The sequence below is a fragment of the Acidithiobacillus sp. IBUN Pt1247-S3 genome, assembly GCF_041146875.1.
GTDB lineage: Bacteria > Pseudomonadota > Gammaproteobacteria > Acidithiobacillales > Acidithiobacillaceae > Igneacidithiobacillus.
On record NZ_JBFRXP010000078.1, the window covers coordinates 1 to 573 of the forward strand.

The 573-nt window shown below is 56.2% G+C and carries 1 protein-coding gene; it reads right to left on the bottom strand.

Annotation, left to right across the window (positions count from 1 at the left end):
* Window positions 1-145 precede the first annotated feature (145 nt).
* Window positions 146-573 (bottom strand): transposase (locus AB4090_RS15120; RefSeq protein ID WP_369574702.1); only part of this gene is annotated, 428 nt, incomplete at its 5' end.

Genomic DNA, 573 nt, shown 5'->3' on the forward strand with positions numbered 1-573 from the left:
CAGGCTGCGGAAAAACCCTGCAATAAAATCTGCGAGGCACCTGATTTTCTCGAAAAACGCGGCCTGAAGGCACTTCTAGACGGCTTTTGTGCAGTTTTTCTAGTCACTTTGCTCGATTTCCCGAGCTCTGGCCGCAGCACTCTCATCATGCCACCCCCAGTCGTGCCATACGCACCAAATTGTAGGCGGTGGACACCAAGGTGAAGTGCAGACCCACACGATCCAATCCACGGAATCGCGTTTTGCGCATCCCGCCCACAGTCTTCATCCAGCCGAAGATCGATTCGATCCGCTTGCGCACGCGAATGCTGATGGTGTACCCGACGTGACGGGTGGTCCGGCCATCAACCGCTGATCCCTTGCATTTGCGAGCCACATGGGGGGTGACGTTGCGGTCACGAAGATTCTGCACAAATTCGTGCCGATCATAGCCCTTGTCGGCTCCCAGGGTAATGCGCTCCGCGCCGTCCAGATCATTGATGAGCTGCACTGCAGCATCCACCTCTGCCGTTCCATCTGCTGTGGTGACCTGCTCTCCAGCGATCAAGCCATGTCGGTTATCCATGAGCACAT